The 1020-nt window shown below is 26.9% G+C and carries 2 protein-coding genes; one reads left to right on the top strand and one right to left on the bottom strand.

Translation table 11 applies throughout. From position 1 onward, the window contains the following. Positions 1 to 225: DUF5960 family protein (locus EVI01_RS13445; protein WP_146811780.1), on the top strand; the 225-nt coding region annotated here is incomplete at its 5' end. A gap of 538 nt (positions 226 to 763) precedes the next feature. Here the strand turns inward: EVI01_RS13445 and EVI01_RS13440 are convergent. Further along, positions 764 to 1020, bottom strand: a 257-nt coding sequence (locus tag EVI01_RS13440; RefSeq protein ID WP_146811778.1) for a linear amide C-N hydrolase, incomplete at its 5' end; no start/stop codon positions are given.

Here is a 1020-nt window from a genome sequence, read left to right as displayed (position 1 = left end):
TGGGATTCAGAAGTTTTCTTTTTAGCAATCGAAGATAGCTTATTAATTAATCTCTACTATTCCAATAAAAACTACTTTAAAATTCCTGCTGCGAAAACGAGAATGAACCTAGATGCCTATTTTTTATTTGATGTAGTGACAAATGTTCCAGATGTTAGAGCAAAACATAAACGATTTGACTATGTAAAGTATACTTTTGTTGATCCAGAAAGATATATAGATTAAAATAAGTTACCTAAAAAGGACAAATACAAATTTTATTATCTTATTCATAGTAAGAAGATAATTTTAAGATTGCGAAATACGATACTATTTGTAATCTATAGTATCAGTCCTATAAAATAAACATCTAATTAATTACTCTAAATCCTAATTATAAGCCTTTTTTCTCACTTTTTTTCAAAAATATGGTATGCTTCTTAGTGAATTCAAATATAAAAGAGTTTAAAGCGTAATACACTTATGGGGAAGTGGTTTGGGGTGCGCTTTAAACTCTTCTTTATTATTATCTCACAGCATGCTTAAAAGGTCTATGGATTAAGTTATGTAAAAAAGTGCCTCTTTAAACGTCCTAAAATCCAAACAAGGATAGCATAATATACACTATCGTTGATCCAGAAAACAGGTAAATAAATTTTGCAAAAGCAATAAGTTAAAAACATTACAAAAAAGACAAGGATATCACATCAAGAAAAAATGTTTTGAAAATATCTTTGCCTTTTTGTATTATATCTATATTAAATAATCAATCACAACACATTAACTAATTTATATATTTAATTTGTTGTTTTTCTATAATTGGATAACTAATTAACTTATGACTATCTAAGTCTTCTTTATTCATATCAATTGCAGTAATTTGACTGTCTTCATATGTTCGATAATAATAGATTCCTTTGTCAACATTGCAACAAGAAGAATAAATTGTATATTCATATTTTCCATCACCAACATCACACAAACCTTTTTGTTGTTCTACTGAACCTAAGATATGGAAAAATTGACTAATACTTTCTGACT

Origin of the sequence: Enterococcus villorum (assembly GCF_007990225.1) — a bacterium.
Classification (GTDB): Bacteria; Bacillota; Bacilli; order Lactobacillales; family Enterococcaceae; genus Enterococcus_B; species Enterococcus_B villorum.
Note: the sequence above shows the minus strand (reverse complement) of the source record. Positions and strands in the feature narration are given on the sequence as shown.